Genomic DNA, 18785 nt, shown 5'->3' with positions numbered 1-18785 from the left:
TGTTGGACCGCGCCCCGGCCCCAGCCCCAGGGTGGAGCCATCCCCCCTCCCCACTCCCGGAGTTGTGCGTTGTCGCTGCCGCTCGCCCGCTACCGCCCGGTGTTCGCCGCACCGGGCGCCCTCACGTTCACCCTGGCCGGCCTGCTCGGGCGGCTCGCCCTGGCGATGTACGGCGTCTCCGTCGTGGTGCTGATCGCCGACCGCCGCGGCTCGTACGCGCTGGCCGGCGCGGTCTCCGCCGTCGGGGTGCTGGCCGGGGCGGCGCTGCTGCCACTGCTCGGCCGACTGGTCGACCGGCTCGGGCAGGCCCGGGTCGCCGTCCCCGCCGTCCTCGCCACCGCGCTGCCGACGGGGGCCCTGCTGCTGTGCGTCCGCACCGGCGCGCCCGACTGGACGCTGTTCCTGTGCTGGGCGCTGTCCGGCAGCAGCCCCAACCTGGGCGGCATGGCCCGGGCCCGCTGGGCGCACCTGCACCGGGCCGACGCCGCCGTGCTGCACCGGGCGAACGCGCTCGAACAGTCCCTGGACGAGCTGTGCTTCATGGCCGGACCGGTCCTCGGCATGGTCCTGTGCACGGCGCTCGCCCCCGAGGCCGGGCTGCTCGCCGCCTGGACCCTGGGCACCGTCGGCACCCTGCTGTTCGCCGCCCAGCGCGGCACCGAGCCGCCGCTCGCCGCGCCGGCCCAACCCTCCTCCGCGGCAGGGTCGTTGATCGGCACCCGGGGCTTCCCGGCCCTGCTGGCCGGGTTCCTGGCGGCCGGCGTGCTGTTCGGCTCGCAGGAGGTCACCACCCTCGCCTACACCGACGCGCTCGGGCGGCAGTCCGCCGGCGGCGTGCTGCTGGCACTGGTCGCGGCCGGGTCCTGCGCCTCGGGGCTGGCGTTCGGCGCGATCCGCCCACGACGCCCGGTCGCGGTGCGGCTGGCGCTCGGGGCGGGCGCGATGGCCGCGCTGATGCTGCTCCCACTGGCCGCCGGCCGGTCCGGGGCGGGCGTCCCGGTCCTCGGCGCGGCGCTGCTGGTCGCGGGCTCGGGCACCGCGCCGACCATGATCAGCGGGATGACGCTGGTCCAGGAACTCCTCCCCCCGCACCGCCTGAACGAGGCCATGGCGCTGGCCGTCGCCGCGATCCTGGTCGGCATCTCCACCGGCGCGACGCTCGGCGGCGCCCTCGTCCAGCACGCCGACCCCGGCACCGGCTACCTCCTGCCCTTCGCGGCGGCCGTCGTCGCCCTGCTCGCCGCCATCCCTGCGGCCCGCAGGTCCTGAGGGCAGGCGGGCATGAAAGCAGGGACGCTGGGGGCACCCCCGGGCGAAGCCGAGGGGGCGGAGTGCTCGACAAGCGCAGAGCCCGTCCGCAAGGTCGCGATCACGTGCAGGTCGTTGGCCCGCGTCGCGATCTCGCGGTGGGGTGCCTTCCGCTTTGCGCAGTTCTCCCCCAGCCCTGGCGGGCCGGGAGGTGCCCCCACGCGTCCCCGGTTCGCCACCTGCCCGCGCCCCCGGTTTCGCGCCCGCCCGCTGTCGAGCTCCTAGCGCCAGCCGTACTCGTACTCCGGCAGCGCGGTCCCGTCCGGGAAGTGCGCCGTGCCGCGGCCGATCCGACGGCCGCCGTGGCGTTCGTAGAAGGCGATCGCGCGGCGGTTCGCGGCCAGGACGTCGAGGCGGACGGGCCGGTCGGGGTGGCGGGCGAGTGCGGCGTGCAGCAGGCGGGCGCCGAGGCCGTGGCCGGTGCGGTCGGGGCGGACGTGCAGGTGTTCCAGGCGGACGACGGGGCCGTCCGGGACGAGGTGGGCGAAGGCGGCCAGGGTGCCGTCGGGGTCGTCGGCGAGCAGCAGGGTGGGGGTGTCGGCGGGCGGGCCGTAGTCCGCGCCCAGCCGCAGCTCCCACAGCATCTGCTGTGAGCTGTCGGCGGCGAGCGCCGCGTCCGGGACGAGTCCGGCGTAGGCGCTGCGGCGGCTGGCGGTGAGCAGGGCGGCGACGGCGGCGGCGTCGGGTGCGCCGCCTTCGCGCAGGGTGGCGGGCATGTCGTCAGCCTTCCACACACCAGGGGTTGAACGCGTTCAGCCGGTGCCCTAGAGCCGTCCCCGAACAGTTTTGAACGCGTTCGAAATTGTGGGACCCCGGCCGACGAGGGGATCCGTCCGCGCGCCCGACGGCGGACGGAAGGCCGGGGCGGGGAGGGTGGCGCGCCCGGTGTCGGGGGGCACCGGGGCCGCCCGCCGAGTGCCGTTTCGCCCTCCCGGTCCGGAGTTGTCCCGGTCCGGGCTAGGCTCGGGTTCCACAGTGACTCGGCTCCACAGGCAACTGGGGCGTAGCGAACGGCAGGCGGGGCGAAGGTGCCAGGAATCGACCGGGAACGGCCCCGAGGGGGCCCGGTGGGGTCGGGCGACGTGGAGAGCGCGGGCGACCGGAACGAGCCGGGCAGCGCTGCGCCCGCCGGCGAGCTCGCGGGCGGCCGGGCTCAGCCGAAGACGGACAAGAGCGAGGCGACTCGGGCCCTGATCCTGGAGACCGCGATGCGGATGTTCCAGGAGCGCGGCTACGAGAAGACCACGATGCGGGCGATCGCCGCCGAGGCGGGCGTCTCGGTCGGCAATGCCTACTACTACTTCTCCGCGAAGGAATTCCTGATCCAGGGGTTCTACGACCGGATGACGTACGACCACGCCGCCGACGCCCGCGCCCGGATGGCCGGCGTCAAGGACTTCTCCCAGCGGCTGGAGATCGCGCTGGTCTCCTGGCTGGACACGGCCGCGCCGTACCACGAGTTCTCCGCGCAGTTCTTCCGCACGGCCGCCGATCCGACCAGTTCGCTCAGCCCGTTCTCCAACGAGTCGCACCCGGCCCGGGCCACCGCGGTGGAGCTGTTCCGGGACGTCCTGCAGGGGTCCGAGCTCGCTCCCAAGCTGGACGCCGAGCTGGTCGAACTCCTGCCCGACGTCCTGTGGTTGTACCTGATGGTCGTCGTCCTCTACTGGGTCTTCGACCGCACCGAGGACACCGAGCGCACCCGCGAGTTCGTCCGTCGGTCGACTCCCATGACGGCCCGGGTGATCAATCTGTCGCGCTATCGGATATTCCGACCGATCGTCCGGGACGCCAAGGGACTCATTCAGGACTTCATCCTGCCGACCATCGGGAAGACCGCCGTCAAGCAGCCTCCCGCCGAATAGGCCGGTCAGAAGCTGTCGGGGTTCCAGGGGGCACGGGCCGGGCGGAACAGCTCGTCCGCCCGGGCGGCGGCCCCCGGGGCGAGTTCGGTGAGGAGTGCGGCGTCGGCGAGCCGGGTGGCGGTCTCGGCGCCCAGGTAGAGGGTGCCGAGCGCACCGACGCCGACTGCCAGATCGGCCGCGTCCTCGGTCGGAACAAGTCGGCCGGTGCCGTCGGCGGCGGTCTCCAGCGCCCAGCGGCCGGCCGTCCAGCCCTGCGGGTCGGTGACGTCCAGCACCAGGCGGCCGGCGGCCGGGTAGCTGCGGGCGGCGAACGCGGCGGGCAGGTCGAGCAGGCGCAGCCAGGTGAAGTCGGAGTCGTCCTCGTGCGGGCGGGCGCCGCGCGGGTCGTTCAGCAGCAGCGGCAGCGGGTCGTCGGGCCGCAGCTCGGGGACGACCACGTGACGCACCCAGTCGACGGAGAACGCGAGCTTCCACAGCGCGTTGGCGGTCTGCTGGTCGAGCGCGAGGAAGTCCCGGACGTTCAGCGGACAGTCCGGGTAGGCGCCGTCGAACTTCTCGTCGACGGTGTAGTTGATCAGGCCGGTGACGGTGCCGTCGGCGGTGCGGTGGAGGGCGGTGAAGCCCTCCTTCCAGTCGAAGCCGGGCAGGTCGATCTCGCCGGTGCGCAGCTGCCACCAGCGCGCCGGGCGGCCGATCGCGCCGGGCTGCGTGCCCTGCCAGCGTTCGTGCAGCTCGGGCCCGTACTTGCGGACCTCCTCCAGGGTGACGAAGTCGATCCGGTGCCCCTCGTGGACGGGCAGCCCGGCCCGCAGGCCGCCGCTGCGCAGCACGTCCACCCGCCAGCCGCCGCCGCGGGTGACGGGGCCGAAGCCGAAACGGCCGTAGATGTTGTACTCGGCGGCGATCAGGATCGCGGCGGGCAGCCTGCGCTTCCGAGCGGCCTCCAGGTCGTTGCGCATCATGCGGCTGAGCAGGCCGCGCCGGCGGTGCGTGGAGTTGACGGTGACGCCAGTGACCGCGTCCACCGCCAGCCGGGCGCCACCGGGGACGGTCAGCCCGATGTCGAAGCTGAGGAAGGTGGCCACGCAGCGCGGCCCCTCGGGCGTCGGGTCGGAGTGGTCGAACGCCGCCTGCATCCGCCCCGGTTCGAAGATGATCTCGCGCCACTCCTTCGCGACCGCGACGTGCGGCCGCAGGAAGCCCCGGGCGATCGCCCTGTCCCACACGGTGAGTTCGTCACGGGTGATCGGCCGGATCTCAATGCCCTGGTCAGCGGGTTGCTGCGTGTCGTTGCCCATCCGGCCACGGTACGTCCGGCCCCGGTGCCCGTCACCCGATTTTCCCTCCGCCCACCTGAGCGCGCTGCGTCCCGACGCCACGTCAGACCCCGCCCGTGGAAACGGGTGTCGCACCCCGACGCCGCGTCAGACGCCGTCCGCAGCAGCGGGAACAATGCCCGCCATGAACCGGCTGCCCCCGTTCACCGGTTCTGCTCCGCCAGCCTCCCGGCGGGGCCCGCCGCCGCGGTCTCGACCCAGTTCGCGGTCCGGGCCGTCTCGTAGCCGAGCGCGAGGTTGATGCCGATCATATGGGTGTTGACGGTGGCGGTGGTGGTGCAGATCCGCTCCAGGTCGGGCCGCTCGTCGGCGATCCGGCGCGACATGGCGGCCTTCATCGCCAGGCCGAGCCCGTGCCCGCGGTGCGCGGCCGGCACGGAGGTGTCGTGGATGTAGCCGATCTCCCGGCGGTGCGGGTAGTTGTGCACGACGTGGACGCCGACGATCTGCCCGGTGGCGGCCTCGACGGCGACGACGACCCGCTGCTCCGCGGCGGCCTCCGCCGGCTCGCGGTCGGCCTCGCGGATGCGCTCCGGGGTCCACCGGGTGTGCTGGTGGGCGGTCCGGCCCACCGGGGCGTCCTCGATGGTCTGCCGGGCCGCGGCGAAGGACTCGACGAGCCGCTCGGGCGTCGCGCCCGTCCACTGCTCCAGCCGGTAGCCGGCCGGGACGGGCGCCTCCCACGGCCGATCCGGTCAGGGGCGGGCGTAGAAGTCGGGGCGGCCCATGATCCAGAGGCTGGCCTGCTTGATCGCGGTGCCGGGGCGGGGGGCCTCGATCATCTGGTCGTCGCCGATGTAGATGCCGACGTGGTAGATGTCGGCGGCGCGGCCGGTTTTGGTCCAGAAGACCAGGTCGCCGGGGCGGAGCCGGTCGTAGCTGACGGGGGTGGACTCGGCGTACTGGTCGGCGGCGAAGTGGGTGAGGTTCTTGCCGCCCTTGCGCCAGGCCATCATGGTCAGCCCCGAGCAGTCGTAGCCCTGCGGGCCTTCGCCGCCCCAGATGTACGGCAGGCCGATGACGGAGCGGGCGAACGCGACGGCGGCGTCCGCGCCCGCGGCGGACCAGGGCTGGTCGCGGTCCGGGACGGGGTGGTGCCGGGCGGCCTCGGCGGCGGCGCGGGCGGCCTCGGCGCGGGCGGCCTCCTCGGCCTGGCGGCGGGCGATCTCCGCCAGCGCGTCCTGGCGTTGGCGTTCGAGGTCGACGCTGGTGTCGCGGGCGGCGGCGAGTTCGGCGAGCAGGGTCTCCTGGCGCCGGCCGATCTCGGCGACCTGGCGTTCCTGGTCGGCGAGCCGCCGCTGGGCGGCGTCCTTGGCGGTGCGGACGGTGTCGGCGGCGGTGCGGGCGGCGGCCTCGGCGGCGCGGGCGGCCTCGGCGGCGCGGGCGGCGGCCTTCGCGGTGCCGGTGGCGTCGTCGAGGATCTGCCGGGTCTGGGCGCCGGCGATGCCGACCGCGGCGGCCTGCTCGGACAGTTCACCGGGGCCGCGGGCGCCCAGCATGGCGTCCAGCGCGGCGAGCTGCGGAGAGGCGCCGCCCTGCCGGTACATCTCGGCGGCCAGCCCCGCGGCCCGGTCGGCGGCCCGGGCGCGGGCGGCCTCGGCGGCGACGGAGCGGGCGGCGGCGGCCTTCGCCGCCTGCTGGGCCCTGGCGAGCCGGGCGAGGGCGCCGTTGTACGCCTCGACGGCCTGCTCGGCGGCCTGCCCGACCCGGTCGAGTTCGGTGCGGGCCGCGGCCAGTCGGGCCTCCAGGTCGGTGGCGGCGGCGGCCTTGGCGTCGGCGGCGGCCTTGGCCCGGGCGACCTCCTCGGCGGACGGGTACGCCTCGTCGCCGGGCGGGTCGTCGGCGGGCCGGACGGCCGCGTGCCGGACGGCGGGAACAGGGGCGGCGGGGGCGCTCGCGGCGGGCAGCAGGGCGAGCCCGGCGGCAGCGGCGAGGAGAAGGGCGGGGAGGAGCCTGCGCGGCATGACGGGTCCTTCCTCGGCGCGTTCCGACAGCCGGCCAAGAATCGAGCCGACTGTCCCATCACGTGACAATTCGGTCACGCACCGTCAGATTCTCAGACCTGACGGAGGGTCAGCGCCATCGAAATGCGACCACCCGGGTGAGATGTCCGATTGTCAGCGCGTCCGCTGCGGCGGCTTCCCCGTCCCGGCTGTGCGCGGCCGCCCGGCCCGGACGGTGCGGCGGCGGCGCTGGGCGCGGGCCCGGCGGTCCGGGTCGGTGGGCGGGGCGACGGCCCGCCGCCCGCCGGACGGCAGCGCGGGGTGGCGGTGGGCCAGCGCCCGGGCGGCCATCCGCTCGGCCACCGCGTGCGCCTTGGGGTGACCGGCCGGCACCTTGTCGGGCGCCCCGGCGATCAGGTCGAACAGCCAGGTGCGCGCCCGGTCGGTGCGGGCGTGCAACCGTCGCTCGCGCCGGTTCGCCCGGGCCATCCGCCGGGGGCGGTCCGCGTAGCGCCAGCGCGCCCACGGGCTGGACGGGCGGGCCAGCCGGACCGCGCCGATCCAGGACAGGCCGGGCACCATGATGCCGAGCAGCCCCGTCCACACCTTGCCCTTGAGCAGCGCGACCACGCTCATCACCGCGTTGCCGGCGATCACCCCGACCACCCCCCACCGGGTGCTCTGCCCGGGCACCAGGCCGAGCGGCACGTACCCGGTGAGCAGCAGCGCGGTGATCAGGATGCCGAGGATCACCGCGTCCACCGACTTGCGGCCCTGCTCGCTCCAGTACACGTCGTCCAGGTGCAGGATCAGCGCGAACTCGTCCAGCACCAGGCCGCAGCCGATGCCGAAGGACAGGCCGAACCAGTCGATCCACGGGTGGCCGCCGTTGGTGGCGAACACGCCGATGCCGCCGAGCAGCAGGAAGCCCAGGCCGAACACCATGTGGTGGATGTGCAGCCCGCCGGGGGTGATGTTGCCGGGCCACCAGCGGACCTGGGCGCGGATCATCCGGGTGCTGAACCGGATACACACGAAGGAGGTGATGAACCCGACCAGCAGCAGGAACAGCGGCTGCTTGTGGGCCGCCACGATGTGCTGGTGGTAGCCGTCGAGCAGGGCACTGAGCATCGGGTGGAGCCTTCGGTTCGGTACGGGCGGCCGGGCCGGGTCAGAAGCCGCGGGTGCGCTTCGCGGCCCGGCGCGGGATGAGCAGGTGCGGGGCGTCCCGGTCGCTGGCGCCCGGGTTCTTCAGGAACAGTCGGGCCACCTCGCCGCCGAGGTTGACGCCGATGGCCAGCGCCATCGCCAGCGCCGCGGCCCGGCTGGCGGACACCAGCCCGTTCGAGGCGTGGCCCTGGGCGAATGCCAGCATGCCCAGGTACAGCGCCGAACCGGGCATCAGCGGGCCCATCGCGGCGGTCACGTACGGCAGCGCGGAGGACGCCTGGTAGCGGGCCAGCAGCTGGCCGAACAGGCCGACCAGGCCGGCCGCCAGACCGGTCGCGACGATCGCGGAGATCCCCGCGTTGTAGACCAGCACCCCGTACGTGGACCAGCCGATGCCGGCGTTCAGCACCACCATCGGCAGCGAGCGCCGGTCGGTCTGCAGCAGCATCGCGAAGGCCAGCGCCAGCACCATCGCGGCGATCAGCTGGACCGGCGGGGAGGCGTTGGTGCCGCCGATGGACTCGTCGGGCCGCAGCTTGGCGTTGTAGTTGACGCCGATGTACAGCACCAGCATCACGCCGATGACGATGCCCGCGACCAGGTACACCACCTCCAGCAGCCGGGCCGCGGCGGTGATGTAGAAGCCGGTCAGGCCGTCCTGCACGGCGGCGACCATGGCCCGTCCGGGCAGCAGCGCGAACAGTCCACCGGTGATCACCACCGAGCCGCGCAGGTGCAGCTCGTTGAAGGAGAGCAGGATGCCGCAGAGCGCGGCGGGCATCGCGGCGATCACGAACTGGTAGAACTCCGGCAGCCCGCGGCGGGCGATGAACGAGGCCAGCCGGTCGCCGACCACGGCCGCGACGAACGCCGCCCCGAACACCAGCCAGGCCTTGCCGTCCATCCTCCCGCCGACCAGGAAGGACGCCGCGCCGGCCAGCAGCCCGGTGGCCAGCGACAGCAGCCAGGCCGGGTACGGGTGCCGGTTGCGGCGGATCCCGGCGAGCCGGCGGTAGGCGTCGTTGACCGTGACCTTCTCGGCGGTGATGTCGGCGACCAGCTCGTACACGGCGGCCAGCCGGGTGTAGTCGGAGGTGCGGCGGCGCACCACCCGGTCCGCGGTGACCGGCGGGTCGATCAGCGACGGCTGGTGGGAGATCGAGATCAGCGTGAAGGTGACCTGCGGTTCGCAGTGGTCCAGCCGGTACGCGTGCGCGATGCCGAGCATCGCGGCCTCCACGTCCTCGGCGGCCTCACCGCTGGCCAGCAGCAGCTCCCCGATCCGCAGCGACAGGTCGAGCACCCGGGGCACATTGCGCTGGGCCTGCGCCCCCGCGGACGGGTGCAGCTCGCGCGGGCTCCGCTCGAACGCGGGACGCTCGGCCATGGGAGTGCGCAGCAGGGTCCGCATCCGGTCCGGCCAGGGCGCGTCCCCGGGGGCGCCCTTGTGCAGCTCGTTCAGGTCCAGGCCGTACGCGGGGGTGTAGCCGGCCGCGTTCCACTCCTCGGGCGTGAGGGTGTCCTGGGCCAGCGGGTTGCGGGCCCGGACGGCCTCCGCGACCTCGGCCGCCGGGCCGTGCCCGAGCAGCCCCTCGGTCTGCGCGGGCTCCGGCGCGTGCGGAACGCTGACGGGCCGTTCGATGGGCGGCACATCCGGCCCGAGCAGCCCTTCGGTGGGCGGCGCCTCCTGCGCAGGTGCACCCTCCGGCTCGCGTTCGGACACGACACTTCCTCCGCCACCCCGGCAGCCGCCCGGTCGGGCTGCCTACTGGCTCCACCTTGCCTGATGCCCGCCGGAGGAGCGAACAAGGGGTACCCACTCCCGGCGGGCCCGCAACGACGACGCCGGAACTCCCGGCCGGTCCGGGCGGCCCGCGGCCCGGGGAGCACCGGGCCGCGGGCGGCGGCGAGGCCTACAGGTCGTAGGCGTCGATGGTCTCGCGGTGGCGGGTCAGGTCGGCGCCGGCGGCCTCGGCGAGGGCGGGCCAGGCGAGGGGGTGGGGCCAGGCGGCGGTGAGGTCGGTGAGGAGGGCGTCGGCCTCCTTGGCGGAGGCGGTCGGGGGGACGCCGAGGGCGGCGTAGACGCCGGGGAGGGTCTCGCCCTCGTGCTGCGGGTCGGTGATCCGGTACTGGTCGCCGCTGTACGCCCAGACCGCGTACCCGGCCTCCTGGAGGGCGCCGCGCAGGGCGTACCAGGTGTCGTCGTCGGGGCAGCAGCCGTCGATCCAGTAGGTGGTGAAGCCGGCCGGGTCGAGCAGGGTGAGGTGCTCGAAGACCGGGTGCCAGCTCTCCTCCTCGCCGGGCTCGGGGTGGTCGTTGAGCAGGGCGGGGGCGAACACCACGACGTCGCCGTGGTTGAGGTCGTGGTCGTCGCCGAGCACCGGCAGCACCCGGGCGGTGGCCGGGCCGGTGCGCAGTGCGGGGAGGTCGACGGTGGTGCCGTTGTGGCGCGGGGCGCGGATCTCGATCAGCTGCCACTCCTCGTCGACCGGGCCGCTGTCCTGGTCGAACTCGATGCCGAGCCGGGCGCCGGCGGCGCGGACGGCCGGCCAGTCGCGGTTGGCGGTGGCGGCGGTGATCAGGTGCCACAGGTCGGGGGTCTGGACGGTGCGGTGCTGCTCGTCCTCGCCGGCCTCGGCGGGGTCGAGGGCGTGTTCCAGCAGGTCCTGGTAGAGCCGCTGGGCCTCGGCGTGGTCGCCGCGGCGGGTGGCGGCGCTCGCCGCCAGCCGGCGGGTGTTGAGCGCGTCCGGCTCGTGGGCGAGGACGGCGGCGCACTGTTCGCCGACCTCGGCCCAGCGGCCCTGGGCGGCGGCCCAGCGGGCGCGCAGCCAGTGCGCGTCGGCGGGGGCGGCGGAGAGCCGGTCGGCGAGCCGGTCGACGCCGTCGCCGTCCTCGGCGTCGATCAGCAGTTCGCCGAGCATGCCGGTCAGGTAGTCGCTGTCGGGGTCCAGTTCGAGCTGGGCCCAGAGCAGTTCGGTGACGGCCCGGGCGTGGCCGAGGGTGCCGAGCGCGCCGGCCAGGTTGAGCACCAGGACGGTGTCGGGGGTGTCGGCGGCGGCGAGGGCGGCGGCCAGCAGGTCGGCGCCGGTCTCCGGCTCGGGGCGGTTCTCGGCCAGCCACTGCGGCAACTCGTCGGCAGGGACGGGAAGTTCGGGGTGCGGAAGGGCCTCGGCGGCGGCCCGCAGGGCGGCCACCTGCTCGGCGACGCCGTCGGTGCGGCGCAGTTGGCCGAGCTTGCGTTCGCCGGTGCGGGCCAGGATCAGGGCGACCTCGCGGGCGCCCCGGGCGAGGGCGAGCCGGCCGGCCGCCAGCGCCAGCACCAGGCAGGGGCGGTGGGAGCCGGCCAGGTCGAGTTCGCCGGCCCAGCCGGCCAGCCGGGCGCCGAGGGCGGCGTCGTTGGGGAACTCGCCTGCGGCGACGAGCAGTTCGACGGCGGCGGTCCAGCGGTGCCGGATGTCGGGGTAGCGGTCGGCCTCTTCGGCGGCGGGCAGCAGTTCGAGCGCGGGGCCGGTGCGGCCGAGGGCGGCGAACTGCAGGGCGCGGCCGACGGCGAGCTTGCGGCGGTCGTCGTCGTCGAGCCGGTTCCCGGCGGCGACGTAGGCGTGTTCGGCGGTGTCGTAGGCGTCCAGGGCGTCCTGGTGCCGGCCGAGGCGGTGCAGGGCGGAGGCGCGGCTGTGCGCGAAGGAGAGCGAGACCTGTTCGCCGGCCGCCCGGATCCGGGTCTGCGCGCGGTCGAGGTGGGTGAGTGCGTCGGCCGGGCGGCCGTCGTCCTCCAGGGTGTCGGCGTACTCCCGGGACAGGCAGTCGAAGCAGGCCCGGGCGGGTTCGACCCGTTCCAGGGTCTCCTCCAGCACGGCGAGCCGCTCGGGCACGTAGCCGGGGCCGTCGATGTTGGCGTGGCAGATGGTGAAGTCCTGGACGGCGCACACCGACTGCGGGCAGGAGGCGGTCTCCTCGCGGTGCGCGAACTCCAGCAGCGACACCGCCTCGGACATCGCGGCCTCGCCCTGGTAGCGCTTGTTCAGCAGGTTCTGCAGCCGCCAGTGCCGCAGGAAGACCTCCACCCAGGGCAGGCCGAGCGCCCGGGCCGAGGCGAGCGCCTCGGGGTACATCGCGTCGAGCTGCTCGTTGCGGCCCTCGACGGCGTGGCCGGCGATCTCGACGAGCGCGTCGGCGAGCCGGTGCTGTCCGGACTCGGCGAGCTGGCGGTGGGTGTCGTGCACCCAGGACCAGATGTCGGTGGTCATCGTTCCTCGTCCCCCTGCGGAGTGTCTGCGGAGATGGTGTCGGGTACCACCGACAGGCCGTCGGCGGGGACGGCGGCGGTGAGTGCGGCGACCGCCGTGGAGACGCCGCCGAGGGCCGCGGTCAGGTCGCCGACCGCCGAGCCGGACGCCGCCGCCATGATCACCTTCAGGGAGCGCAGCAGCGCGGCGGCGGTGGCCGCCCCGGTGTGGCCGGCCCGGTAGGCGGCCAGCAGGTCGTGCACCGCGGGCGAGGCCAGGTTGAGGTAGAGCCGGGCCTTGACGGTGCCGTCGGTGCGCGCGGTGAAAGCCCGGGCCAGGCGCAGCGCGGCGGACGGGATCCGGGCGTCGGCCCGGTCGTCCTCGATCCGGGCCTTGAGCTCGGCCTCGCGGTCGGGGACCAGCACCAGCGGCAGCCCGGGCGGGTCGAATCGGGCGGGGACGAGCTGTTCGCCGTCGTCGGTGAGCGCGGCGCTCAGCCAGGCGTGCTGTTCGGCGGGCAGCGGCAGGTCGGGGGCGCGGAACAGTTCGCGGTTGCCGCTCTCGCTGCCGAGTTCGACGATCCGGCAGTCCCGCAGCTGCGCGTAGCGGCGCAGGAACGGCAGCACCGCGTACCGGTCGCCGCGGGCGATCGGGACCTGCATGGCGCGGTACAGCATCTCCTCGAAGCCGCCGCCGCTGCCGAGCGCGACGTGCACGGCGCCGGAGCCGGCGGCGCGCAGGGCGCCGGCGGTGAGTTCGCCCTGCGAGGTGGGGACGGGGACGTCGTCGGCGAGCAGGGTGAACAGCCGGTCGTCGCAGAGGGCGGCGCCGAGCAGTTCCTGGCCGTGCCGGGCGAGGATCCGCCGCCAGGCGGCGGGGTGCAGCCGGGCGGTCTCGTACAGGCCGTCGACGATGGCGTCGGTGAGGGCCTGCTGGAGCGCCCGGTAGTGCTCGTCGCGCTGCAGGTCCTCGCGGCTGGCGGTGGGGGTGAGCCGGGTGGACTCGACCACGCCGCCGATGAAGCCGGCCCAGCTGGGCAGCAGGTCGCGGGCGTCGTCGGCGAGCAGCATGCCGCGCAGGTAGACCGCGAGGTCGCGGTTGTCGCTGGAGCCGTACGTCCCGCCGTCCTGCACCCAGAGGAGTCCGACGGCGTCGGTGCGGTCGTCGGCGGGCTGCACGGGGAAGGCCGTCAGCGGTTCGAAGCTGCGGGCGAACGCGGTGGCGAAGCGCATCCGGTGCAGGTGGGGCGAGCCGGTGACGTCCTGCCGCCAGGGCACCACGACGTTGTTGACGGGCCGGTCGTCGTCGCCGACGAACACGTCGATGGGCAGCAGCACGCAGTACCGGGCGAGGACTTCGCGCAGCGCCTCCTCGTCGGCGAGGTGGGCGTGCTCCGGCTTGAGCCGCAGCGTCACCACGGTGCCGGCGGCGGCGCGGGGCGCGGCGGGCTCCACGCTGTACTGCTCGCCGCCGCGGCTTCGGTAGGTGTGCGCGAGGTGCGGTTCGCGGTGCGAGGCGGTGGTGACGGTGACTTCCTCGGCGACCGAGAAGGCCGACAGGAAGCCCAGTCCGAACGCGCCGATGAGTTCCTGGTTGCCCGTCAGGTCGCGCAGCATCCGGGTGTAGCCGGTGCCGACGGTGGCCAGGTAGGCGTGGATCTCCGGTTCGGTGAGCCCGGCCCCGTTGTCCTCGATCGCCACCGTCCGGGCCGCCGGGTCGCCGGTCACCCGGATCAGCGGCCGGTAGGCGCCCTCCGGGTCCTCCAGCCTGCGCCGGGTGTGCGAGTCGTGGGCGTTCTGCACGAGTTCGCGCAGCGCCACCAGTGGCGTCGAGTAGAGGTGCGTGGCGAGCACGCCCACCAGGCCGCCGAGGTCGACCTCCGTGGTGCGGAGATTCTCCGACTTCTCGGACGCGGGAAATTCGACGCCACTTCCGTCGGCGCCGGAAGCGGGGGGAAGACCATCAGCCATGAGGCCTCAGTGTGCCAGTACGACAATCAGGCGACCACTGTTTTCGGATTTCCGATTTTCTGTCGATACTCGGTCAACTTTGGCCCGACGCGCGGGTGATCACCGACGATCCCGCCGACCGGCAGAAATCCCCGGCCATTTACGGGCACGGCGAAACAGGCGGCCCGCACCGGTACGACATTCGGACCAGTTTGCAGGGAGACCACCCGCGCCCGGCATTACTTGCGGTAGGTCCGGGCCGCCGCCGACCCTGGACACCACAAGCTACCGGCGATTAACTTGACTGCGCGACCAGCCGCCGCCGAAGGGAGCGCACCGTGCGCCGCACCGTCTACAACGAGGACCACGAGGCGTTCCGGGAGACCATCCGGGACTTCATCGCGAACGAGGTCGTCCCGGTCTACGAGAGCTGGGAGGAGGCCGGCCACCCGCCGCGGGACTTCTACCGCAAGCTGGGCGAGCTCGGCGTCCACGGCATCGAGGTCCCCGAGGAGTACGGCGGCGCGGGCGAGACCGGCTTCAAGTACCAGGCCGTGATCTACGAGGAGACCGCCCGCGCGGGCGTCACCTTCGGCTCCTCCGGCGTGCACACCGGCCTGGTGCTGCCGTACCTGATGGAGTACGCCACCGAGGAGCAGAAGCAGCGCTGGCTGCCGGGCTTCGTCTCGGGCGACATCATGACCGCGATCGCGATGACCGAGCCGGGCGCGGGCTCCGACCTGGCCGGCATCGCCACCACCGCGAAGCTGTCCGCCGACGGCACCCACTACGTGCTCAACGGCGCCAAGACCTTCATCACCGGCGGCGTGCTGGCCGACCTGGTCCTGGTGGTCTGCCGCACCGCCCCCCACGACCCGGCGGACCGCCGGGCCGGCCTGTCCATCCTGTGCGTGGACACCGCCTCCGAGGGCTACGCGGTCGGCCGCAAGCTGCAGAAGATCGGCCTGCGCACCTCGGACACCGCCGAGCTGTCCTTCACCGACGTGAAGGTCCCGGTGGAGAACCTGCTCGGCGAGGAGGGGAAGGCGTTCTCCTACCTGACCCACAACCTGGTGCAGGAGCGCCTGGCGATCGCGGTCGGCGCGTACGCCTCGGCGGCCGCCGCGGTGCAGTTCGCGGTGCAGTACGTCAAGGACCGCAAGGTGTTCGGCAAGGCCGTCGCCGAGTTCCAGAACACCAAGTTCTCGCTGGCCGACTGCCAGGCCCAGGTGCTCGCCCAGCAGGCCATGGTCGACCAGGCGCTGGAGCTCTACCAGAACGGCGAGCTGACGGTGGCGGACGCCGCCGCGGCCAAGCTGTTCTGCACCGAGTCGGCCTCCGAGGTGATCGACAAGTGCCTCCAGCTGCACGGCGGCTACGGCTACATCCTGGAGTACCCGATCGCCCGCCTCTACACCGACAACCGGGTGTTCCGGATCTACGGCGGCACCAGCGAGGTCATGCGCACCATCATCGCCAAGTCGCTCGGCCTGTAGGCGCACCCACCACGTCGCGGAGGCGGGCGCCCGGTCCGGGCGCCCGCCTCCGTCGTCGTCCGCGATCAGTTCGCGCTGCTGCGCCAGGCCTCCAGTCCGGCCGCCGACGCGGCCTTCGCCTGGTGCATGGTGCGCTGCGCGAGCGCGGCCGGGTGGGTCTCCAACTGCTGGAACCAGCCCCGGCCCGCGTTCGCCAGGGCGACGCAGACCAGGGCCGTCCCGGTCAGTCCGACGACGGCGCCGAGCCCGGTGAGGGCCACGCCGACGGTGAGCATGCCGCGGTTCACCTGGAAACCGCCGATGAATTTCTGATTGGTCGCCATGGGTCCACCATCGGGCCGCTCCCCGGGCCCCGCACGCCGAACGGACCCCGCGTTGACCCCTGCGCGTGGCCCAGCGCGCGACACTCCGGAAGCCTGCCTAGGGTCGGGCCCGGGGGCCGCGGGGAGAGACGGAGGAGAACGCGATGACCGAGCAGCCGGCCCGGATCGACCTGAACGCGCTGGCCGAGGAGCACGCCGCCAAGGCCGCCGCCAGCCCGCACGGCCGCAGCGCGCACCTGCTGCTGCACGACGGCGTGCTGCGGCAGACCGTGATCGCGCTGCGCGCCGGGGCGGCGCTGGACGAGCACAACGCCCCGGTCGCGGCCAGCCTCCAGGTGCTGCGCGGCCGGGTCGCGCTGACCGTGGCCGGCCGGCAGCAGGACGCGTCGGCGGGCGAGCTGCACTCGATCCCGCAGGAGCGGCACGGCCTGCTCGCCCACACCGACGCGGTGGTGCTGCTCACCGCCGTCACCGCCTGACCGGCCCTCAGGGCCGGCCGAGCACCTCGCCGGACACCAGCGACATCGCCCGCAGGTAGTCCTCGCCGCCGGGCACCCCGTCAGGGTCGATCAGCCAGTGCGCGGCCTGGCCGAGCAGCAGCGACTGGTAGAACACGCCCTTGGCGAGCTCGTCGGGGGTGTCCTCGTGCTCGGCCTTCCCCTGGAACAGCGCGGCCAGGCCGAGCCGGCCCAGCTTCTGCGCCTCGGCCAGCTGCTCGCGCAGCCTCGGCAGGCTCTCCAGCTGCCCGAGGATCTCGAACTGCACCGTCCACAGCCCCCGGTGCGTGGCGAAGCTGTCCCGCATGGCGTCCCAGGAGCGGACGAACCGCTCCTTCGGGTCGGCGATGTCCGCCGAGGAGGCCAGCGCCGTGCCGACCGCGGCGCCCCACTCCCCCATCGCCTCCACCAGCGCCTGGATCAGCAGCGCGTCCTTGGAGCCGTAGTGGTAGCCGATCGCGGCCAGGCTGACGCCCGCCCCGCTGGCGATGTCCCGGGCGGTGGTGCGCCCGTAGCCCTTCTCGTACAGGCAGTGCTTGGCGCTGGCCAGCAGGTCCTCGCGATTTCCCATGCGCCGATGCTACGGCAGTCCAAGACGGTTGTCTTGCTCGAACGTCTGGAACAATTGATTGAGACGTTTGTACTAGACAGTCGTGCAAGACGTCCGTACAGTCCTCGGCATGACCACCGACCACGGCCGCGCCGGCCGACGCGAATGGCTGGGCCTCGCCCTCCTCCTGCTGCCGACCCTCGTCCTCGCCACGGACATGGGCGTGCTGTTCTTCGCCGTCCCGTTCATCGCCACCGATCTGCGGCCCAGCGGCACCCAGCAGCTGTGGATCATGGACATGTACTCGTTCCTGCTGGCCGGGCTGCTGATCCCGATGGGCGCGCTGGGCGACCGGATCGGCCGGCGCCGGCTGCTGATCGGCGGCACCGCCGCCTTCGCCGCGGCCTCGCTGGTGGCCGCCTGGGCGGACGGGGCGAACCAGCTGATCGCCGCCCGGGCCCTGCTGGGCGTCGCCGGAGCGGTCTTCGGGCCCTCCACCCTGGCCCTGGTGCGCAACATGTTCCCCGACCCCAAGCAGCGGCAGGCCGCGATCGGCGCGTGGAGCGGCGTCATGATGGCCGGCGCCACCCTCGGACCGGTGATCGGCGGCGTGCTGCTGGAGCACTTCTGGTGGGGCTCGGCCTTCCTGATCGCCGTCCCCGTGATGCTGCTGGTGACGGCCGCCGCGCCGGTCCTGCTGCCCGCGTACCGCGCCCCGCAGCGGGGCCGCTTCGACCTGCTCGGCGCCGCCCTGTCCGTCGCCACCGTGCTGCCCGTGGTCTACGGCATCAAGACCCTCGCGGTGGACGGCTGGAGCACCCGCCCCGTGCTGGTCCTGGTCGCCGGCCTGCTGGTCGGCGCCGGCCTCGCCGTCCGGCTGCGCACCGCCGCGCACCCGCTGATCGACCTGTCGCTGTTCCGGATCCGCACCTACAGCGGGGCGATCACCGTCAACACCATCGCGATGTTCGCCACGATGGGCTTCACCCTCTTCACCTCGCAGTACCTGCAGCTGGTCAAGGGCTACGGGCCGCTCGCCGCCTCGCTCTGGGCGCTGCTGCCCAGCGTCGGCGTCGGCGCGGCGGTCGGCGGGTTCGGCGCGCTGGCCGGCCGGGTGCGGCCCGCGGTCCTGCTCACCGCCGGGTTCCTGGCCAGTGCCGCCGGCTTCGCCGCGATGGCCTTCGTCGTCCCCGACTCCTCGCTGGCCCTGCCGCTCACCGCCGCCGGGATCATCGCCGCCGGCGCGGTCGGCACCGTCTCCATCACCGGCGAGATGGTGCTCTCCGCCGCCCCCGCCGAACGGGCCGGCGCCGCCGGGGCCACCTCCGAGACCGCCCAGGAACTCGGCAGCTCGCTCGGCATCGCGGTGCTCGGCGCGGCCGGCGCCGCGGTGTACCGGTCCCGGATGGACGGCTCCGCCCCCGACGCCGCCCGCGACACCCTCGGCGGGGCCGTCACCACCGCGGCCCACCTGCCCGCCGACACCGCCGAGCAGCTGCTCTCCACCGCGCGCGACGCCTTCACCGCCGGAATGCACCTGGCCGCGGTCGTCGGAGTCGTGGTGATGCTCGGCGCCGCCCTCGCCGCCCACCTGCTGATGCGCCACCTGCGCCCCGTGCAGCGGCCCGCCGGAAAGAACTCCCAGGTGGTACAGACCACATGACTCGTATCACCTGCATTTCGGCCGCTGTTTGCCGACGGGTGTATACGTTCGCCGACAAGGCCAGGCATACTGGCCGGGTCGGGCTTCCCGCCCGGCCCAGACGTCACAGCGAGAACTTCCACGAAAGGACCGGTGGTCAGGGATGTTCCGTAACGGTCTTGAGCCCTGGCACATCGCCATCATGGTGGTGGTGCTGGTCCTGCTGTTCGGCTCGAAGAAGCTGCCCGAGATGGCCCGCGGCCTCGGCAAGTCGATGCGCATCCTGAAGGCCGAGACCAAGGCCCTGCGCGAGGACGACGCCCCCGCCGCCGAGGCGCAGAACGGCACCGCCGCCTCGCAGGCCGAGCAGCCCCGTCAGGCCGTCGAGCCGACCGTGGTCACCAAGGCCACCGAGACGCCGAAGTCGACCACGGCCTGACACCCCGTCGGCCCCCGGGCCGTCGTCGCAGGTCTTCCGG

At 74.0% G+C, this 18785-nt stretch carries 16 protein-coding genes; 6 read left to right on the top strand and 10 right to left on the bottom strand.

What is annotated here, in order from left to right; all coding sequences use genetic code 11:
- Nucleotides 1–69 precede the first annotated feature (69 nt).
- Nucleotides 70–1269, top strand: a complete 1200-nt coding sequence (locus tag CG736_RS24020; RefSeq protein ID WP_100588258.1) for an MFS transporter — start codon at nucleotides 70–72, stop codon at nucleotides 1267–1269.
- A 260-nt stretch (nucleotides 1270–1529) separates the two neighbouring features.
- Here CG736_RS24020 and CG736_RS24015 read toward each other — a convergent pair whose 3' ends face one another.
- Nucleotides 1530–2024 (bottom strand): N-acetyltransferase, encoded by a 495-nt coding sequence (locus CG736_RS24015; protein WP_100588257.1) that lies wholly within the window; start codon nucleotides 2022–2024, stop codon nucleotides 1530–1532.
- Between the two features lie 351 nt (nucleotides 2025–2375).
- Here CG736_RS24015 and CG736_RS24010 point away from each other — a divergent pair, with 351 nt between their 5' ends.
- Nucleotides 2376–3173, top strand: a complete 798-nt coding sequence (locus CG736_RS24010; RefSeq protein ID WP_232734133.1) for a TetR/AcrR family transcriptional regulator — start codon at nucleotides 2376–2378, stop codon at nucleotides 3171–3173.
- A gap of 5 nt (nucleotides 3174–3178) precedes the next feature.
- Here CG736_RS24010 and CG736_RS24005 read toward each other — a convergent pair whose 3' ends face one another.
- The 7 genes from CG736_RS24005 to CG736_RS23975 all read right to left on the bottom strand — a co-directional run bounded on the left by CG736_RS24005 (nucleotide 3179) and on the right by CG736_RS23975 (nucleotide 13819).
- Nucleotides 3179–4471 (bottom strand): GNAT family N-acetyltransferase, encoded by a 1293-nt coding sequence (locus CG736_RS24005; protein ID WP_100588256.1) that lies wholly within the window; start codon nucleotides 4469–4471, stop codon nucleotides 3179–3181.
- A gap of 182 nt (nucleotides 4472–4653) precedes the next feature.
- Complete coding sequence (locus tag CG736_RS24000; RefSeq protein WP_157815702.1) at nucleotides 4654–5082, bottom strand: GNAT family N-acetyltransferase; 429 nt, start codon at nucleotides 5080–5082, stop codon at nucleotides 4654–4656.
- Nucleotides 5083–5205: 123 nt separating this feature from the next.
- Complete coding sequence (locus CG736_RS38435) at nucleotides 5206–6474, bottom strand: C40 family peptidase (protein WP_100588254.1); 1269 nt, start codon at nucleotides 6472–6474, stop codon at nucleotides 5206–5208.
- A 153-nt stretch (nucleotides 6475–6627) separates the two neighbouring features.
- Nucleotides 6628–7584, bottom strand: coding sequence for a hypothetical protein (locus CG736_RS23990; protein WP_100588253.1), 957 nt, complete (start codon nucleotides 7582–7584; stop codon nucleotides 6628–6630).
- Between the two features lie 40 nt (nucleotides 7585–7624).
- Nucleotides 7625–9346 carry a threonine/serine exporter ThrE family protein gene (locus tag CG736_RS23985; protein ID WP_100588252.1) on the bottom strand — a complete coding sequence of 574 codons (1722 nt, stop codon included), beginning with the start codon at nucleotides 9344–9346 and terminating at the stop codon, nucleotides 7625–7627.
- 190 nt (nucleotides 9347–9536) lie between these two features.
- Entirely contained in the window at nucleotides 9537–11870 is a 2334-nt protein-coding gene (locus CG736_RS36440) for a bacterial transcriptional activator domain-containing protein (protein ID WP_157815701.1), read from the bottom strand.
- Nucleotides 11867–13819: an ATP-binding protein gene (locus tag CG736_RS23975; RefSeq protein WP_100588251.1), complete on the bottom strand. Its 1953-nt coding sequence runs from the start codon at nucleotides 13817–13819 to the stop codon at nucleotides 11867–11869. Before CG736_RS23975 ends, CG736_RS36440 begins: the two co-directional genes overlap by 4 nt.
- Nucleotides 13820–14136: 317 nt before the next feature.
- Between CG736_RS23975 and CG736_RS23970 the strand changes: the two genes are divergently transcribed.
- Nucleotides 14137–15294 carry an acyl-CoA dehydrogenase family protein gene (locus CG736_RS23970; RefSeq protein WP_100588250.1) on the top strand — a complete coding sequence of 386 codons (1158 nt, stop codon included), beginning with the start codon at nucleotides 14137–14139 and terminating at the stop codon, nucleotides 15292–15294.
- 65 nt (nucleotides 15295–15359) lie between these two features.
- Here the strand turns inward: CG736_RS23970 and CG736_RS23965 are convergent, their stop codons facing one another.
- The gene (locus CG736_RS23965; RefSeq protein ID WP_100588249.1) at nucleotides 15360–15617 is read right to left on the bottom strand and encodes a hypothetical protein; all 258 of its coding nucleotides are present in this window, start codon (nucleotides 15615–15617) and stop codon (nucleotides 15360–15362) included.
- Nucleotides 15618–15760: 143 nt separating this feature from the next.
- Between CG736_RS23965 and CG736_RS23960 the strand changes: the two genes are divergently transcribed.
- The gene (locus CG736_RS23960) at nucleotides 15761–16096 is read left to right on the top strand and encodes a cupin (protein ID WP_100588248.1); all 336 of its coding nucleotides are present in this window, start codon (nucleotides 15761–15763) and stop codon (nucleotides 16094–16096) included.
- A 7-nt stretch (nucleotides 16097–16103) separates the two neighbouring features.
- Here CG736_RS23960 and CG736_RS23955 read toward each other — a convergent pair whose 3' ends face one another.
- A complete protein-coding gene (locus CG736_RS23955; protein ID WP_100588247.1) occupies nucleotides 16104–16685 on the bottom strand; it encodes a TetR/AcrR family transcriptional regulator in 582 nt (193 codons plus the stop codon).
- 109 nt (nucleotides 16686–16794) lie between these two features.
- On the opposite strand from CG736_RS23955, the gene CG736_RS23950 reads away from it, so the two are divergent.
- Together CG736_RS23950 and tatA are read left to right on the top strand one after the other, a co-directional pair.
- A complete protein-coding gene (locus CG736_RS23950; RefSeq protein ID WP_100588246.1) occupies nucleotides 16795–18327 on the top strand; it encodes an MFS transporter in 1533 nt (510 codons plus the stop codon).
- A gap of 142 nt (nucleotides 18328–18469) precedes the next feature.
- Complete coding sequence (gene tatA / locus CG736_RS23945) at nucleotides 18470–18745, top strand: Sec-independent protein translocase subunit TatA (protein WP_043914968.1); 276 nt, start codon at nucleotides 18470–18472, stop codon at nucleotides 18743–18745.
- Nucleotides 18746–18785: the final 40 nt, after the last annotated feature.

It is taken from the genome of Kitasatospora sp. CB02891 (assembly GCF_002803145.1).
Taxonomy (GTDB): Bacteria; Actinomycetota; Actinomycetes; order Streptomycetales; family Streptomycetaceae; genus Kitasatospora; species Kitasatospora griseola.
Note: the sequence above shows the minus strand (reverse complement) of the source record. Positions and strands in the feature narration are given on the sequence as shown.

Bases quoted from the DNA above. Each gene is read 5' to 3' on its own strand.
- CG736_RS24015 (WP_100588257.1), bottom strand. From the start codon at position 2,024: ATGCCCGCCACCCTGCGCGAAGGCGGCGCACCCGACGCCGCCGCCGTC.
- CG736_RS24005 (WP_100588256.1), bottom strand. From the start codon at position 4,471: ATGGGCAACGACACGCAGCAACCCGCTGACCAGGGCATTGAGATCCGG.
- CG736_RS38435 (WP_100588254.1), bottom strand. From the start codon at position 6,474: ATGCCGCGCAGGCTCCTCCCCGCCCTTCTCCTCGCCGCTGCCGCCGGG.
- CG736_RS23990 (WP_100588253.1), bottom strand. From the start codon at position 7,584: ATGCTCAGTGCCCTGCTCGACGGCTACCACCAGCACATCGTGGCGGCC.
- CG736_RS36440 (WP_157815701.1), bottom strand. From the start codon at position 11,870: ATGACCACCGACATCTGGTCCTGGGTGCACGACACCCACCGCCAGCTC.
- CG736_RS23975 (WP_100588251.1), bottom strand. From the start codon at position 13,819: ATGGCTGATGGTCTTCCCCCCGCTTCCGGCGCCGACGGAAGTGGCGTC.
- CG736_RS23965 (WP_100588249.1), bottom strand. From the start codon at position 15,617: ATGGCGACCAATCAGAAATTCATCGGCGGTTTCCAGGTGAACCGCGGC.
- CG736_RS23960 (WP_100588248.1), top strand. From the start codon at position 15,761: ATGACCGAGCAGCCGGCCCGGATCGACCTGAACGCGCTGGCCGAGGAG.
- CG736_RS23955 (WP_100588247.1), bottom strand. From the start codon at position 16,685: ATGGGAAATCGCGAGGACCTGCTGGCCAGCGCCAAGCACTGCCTGTAC.
- CG736_RS23950 (WP_100588246.1), top strand. From the start codon at position 16,795: ATGACCACCGACCACGGCCGCGCCGGCCGACGCGAATGGCTGGGCCTC.
- tatA (WP_043914968.1), top strand. From the start codon at position 18,470: ATGTTCCGTAACGGTCTTGAGCCCTGGCACATCGCCATCATGGTGGTG.